At 44.3% G+C, this 3,006-nt stretch carries 3 protein-coding genes and 2 pseudogenes; 3 read left to right on the top strand and 2 right to left on the bottom strand.

Features of this window, described 5'->3' with window-relative positions:
* From VIM87_RS17805 to VIM87_RS17795, 3 genes and pseudogenes are all read left to right on the top strand, one after another.
* Window positions 1-467, top strand: a pseudogene (locus VIM87_RS17805) (elongation factor 4); the annotation flags it as partial.
* A 138-nt stretch (window positions 468-605) separates the two neighbouring features.
* On the top strand, window positions 606-1,247 hold the full coding sequence (locus VIM87_RS17800) for a diphthine--ammonia ligase (RefSeq protein WP_331998305.1): 642 nt from the start codon (window positions 606-608) through the stop codon (window positions 1,245-1,247).
* 84 nt (window positions 1,248-1,331) lie between these two features.
* Window positions 1,332-1,955: a DUF4760 domain-containing protein gene (locus VIM87_RS17795; RefSeq protein ID WP_331998304.1), complete on the top strand. Its 624-nt coding sequence runs from the start codon at window positions 1,332-1,334 to the stop codon at window positions 1,953-1,955.
* 202 nt (window positions 1,956-2,157) lie between these two features.
* Here the strand turns inward: VIM87_RS17795 and VIM87_RS17790 are convergent, their stop codons facing one another.
* A complete protein-coding gene (locus VIM87_RS17790) occupies window positions 2,158-2,745 on the bottom strand; it encodes a DUF6580 family putative transport protein (RefSeq protein ID WP_331998303.1) in 588 nt (195 codons plus the stop codon).
* A gap of 52 nt (window positions 2,746-2,797) precedes the next feature.
* A pseudogene (locus tag VIM87_RS17785) lies at window positions 2,798-3,006 on the bottom strand (mannose-6-phosphate isomerase, class I); the annotation flags it as partial.

The following is a 3,006-nucleotide window of genomic DNA, read 5'->3' as shown; positions in this document are numbered from 1 at the left end:
TCTTTGAAATGCCCTTAACGGAGATCGTGTTTGACTTTTACGATAAGCTGAAGAGCCAGACCCGTGGCTATGCTTCATTTGACTACTCGCCCATAGGCTACCGCGATAGCGATATTGTGAAGATGGACATTCTGCTGAATTCAGAAAAGGTGGATGCGCTGAGCGCATTGATACACCGGGGCCGCGCCCAGGACTTTGGCCGCAAGCTGTGTGAGAAGCTGAAAGAGCTGCTGCCCCGCCAGCAGTTCCTGATAGCCATACAGGCTGCCATTGGCGCCAAGATAGTGGCCCGCGAGAACATCAGCGCCATGCGTAAGGATGTAACGGCCAAGTGTTATGGCGGTGATACTTCCCGTAAACGTAAGCTGCTGGAAAAACAGAAAGAAGGTAAGAAACGCATGCGCCAGATAGGAAGCGTGGAAGTGCCACAGGAAGCTTTCCTTGCGGTGCTGAAGCTGGACGACTAAACGAATTAACTATCGTCAGATATTGAAAGAGGTAAGTAAGCGCTTACCTCTTTTTTTGTGCGTAGATCTATTTCATTTTTTCCTATTTTCATCCGGTAATGTCGATCATCTTACATCCTGAATTTTATCTTATAACAAATGCGTAGCGTCGTTTCCTGGAGTGGGGGCAAGGATAGCTGTTATGCCATGATGCAGGCAAAGGCAGCAGGTTACCAGCCGGTAGTATTACTGAACATGATGAATGAGAACGGGCAGATCTCCCGCTCTCACGGCCTGCCGCAGGCCCTGTTAATGGAACAGGCATCCATGATGGATATGGTAGTGGTTACAGTACCTGCCAGCTGGGAAAGTTATGAGGAGCGGTTTATTGCAGCATTGCAGCAGCTGGTAGAGATCTACGAAATAAAGGCCGCTGTATTTGGTGATATTGACCTGCAGGCTCACCGCGACTGGGAGGAGAAAGTATGCGCCGCCGTTGGTATTGAAGCCGTATTGCCCCTGTGGCAGCAGTCGCGCCCCAAGCTGGTAATGGAAATGCTGCAAAGCGGTATTAAAACCATGATCGTTTCCTGCAACACTCATTTAGGCCCGGACTTTCTGGGCAGGATCCTGGATGAAGACCTGGTAAAAGAGCTGGAAGCCAAAGGGGTGGATGTATGCGGGGAGAACGGCGAATTTCATACCCTGGTGCTGGATTGCCCGTTGTTTAAGCGCCCTGTTAGCGTAGGTGTCTACACGAAAGTGCAGCATAGGGATTATTGGTTTTTGCAATGGGAGTAGCATATACAATTGATTAACACTTTGTTTTAGGGATAATACTTAATTTTCTCCTCCCTTTTAATAGTTAACCTTATCCCCAGCTGTATGCGCAAATTCTTTTCCATTGACAATGTGCAATTCCGTGTAAGCCTGTTAGCATTGGCCATTATAGCATTGATAATACTGGCTTTTTACCTGCATTGTAAAGAACCGCAGCTTACACCTTCTGAAACAGCCAAGATCGTAACAGGCGGGCTGGTGATCATTGGGTTAATGTATTCCATACTTACCTACGAATCCAATCAAAAGAAGAACCGTCATGATATAAGGATACAAAAATGCTCCACAACCTATAAAGCAATAGGAGAGTGGCATACTTCTCCCATGATCGATTACTCAAAGTGCTGTATAGCATTTGCACAGGAAAAAGACTACATTTTATTGAAAACAGATGTAAAGGCATTTGTGATAGCGTTCGACAAACCAAAGAATATAGAATTCAGAAAATCCCTGATCTGCATCTTCAATTACTTTGAATCTATGTCCGTTGCCGTTAATGAAGATATTATGGATGAAGCGTTCATGAAAAAATACTTTAGAAATATATTTTATGCATTTTACGATGACTATATTAACTTTATAAAGGAAAGAAGGAATGTTAAAAAAGATGATGACATCTGGATAGAATTTACTAATTTAGTAGAGAAGTGGAAATTTCGTAACTGCTAAAACATCTAACATGAAATCAATTACTAAAGGCGGAGATACCTGGTAAAATCATTCTCAACTAAGCACAAATTTATTTTTATATAGGAAAGAGAAGGTCTTTGATCTTCTCTTTTTGTTTTTACCCTGCGTTCATCACTAACAACAATAAAAAAAGAGAAGGCTTTTGACCTTCTCTTTTTCTTTATTTCAATTATTTAATTGCTTAAGCTAATTGTTGCTGGGGTTTAAAAGCCAGCCGTTTTACCAGGGCATAAGCGCCAAACAGTACAGCACTATAAAATACATTCCCCATAATGGTATTCAGGAAAAAGCTGCCAAACAGATCGTTCCGGAAGAAGGGGATAGCTGCCGCATAACAGGTAAGCAGCCCGCTGAAAGTGTGCGGATACATAGTACCCAGCGCCCACATACCCGCATTGGAGATCAGGAAGAATAACACCCCGCTGCCAATGGAGGCCAGGAACACGGTAAGCGCATTTACTTTGCGAAGGTTGGCACCTATCCAGGTAATGAGCAAAAAGGCGCCATACACTACAAACATTTGTGCGCCGTAAAAGCCTTGAATGTTGGTGAACAGCTCAAAACAAAGATCGGTGAGGAACAGGGTAGCCAGCGGTAAAATATAAGCCAGCCTTTTGTTTTTGATAACCACACCGCCAAACAGGGCGCTGGCGCCAATAGCGTTAAAGTTCCACAGCTGCATTTCATTGGTGATCAAACGGCTTAAACCGGCCATTAAGATAAGGCCAACAATGAGCAGCACTTCTGGTAAGGATGTCTTTTGTTTCATTTGTGGTATTTGATGCGTTTTCCGGTATGCGAATCTACGTTAAAATTCCCAATTATGAAACTGGCACGGTTGCCTTGAATACCAAAGCGTTACCGGTCATTTTGTAGGTTTCCCCGCTGCATACAAATACGGCCTGGCCTTTTTGCAGATCCAGCGTATCGGAGCCGGTAATAGTGGTATTGCCGCTCAGCACCAGCATGATCTCTGCTGCTTTACTGGTATGCGTATAGGTAACGCCGGGCTGCAGGGTGATGCTGCTTA

Origin of the sequence: Chitinophaga sp., from assembly GCF_036569125.1 — a bacterium.
In the GTDB taxonomy this organism is placed as follows: Bacteria; Bacteroidota; Bacteroidia; order Chitinophagales; family Chitinophagaceae; genus Chitinophaga.
Note: the sequence above shows the minus strand (reverse complement) of the source record. Positions and strands in the feature narration are given on the sequence as shown.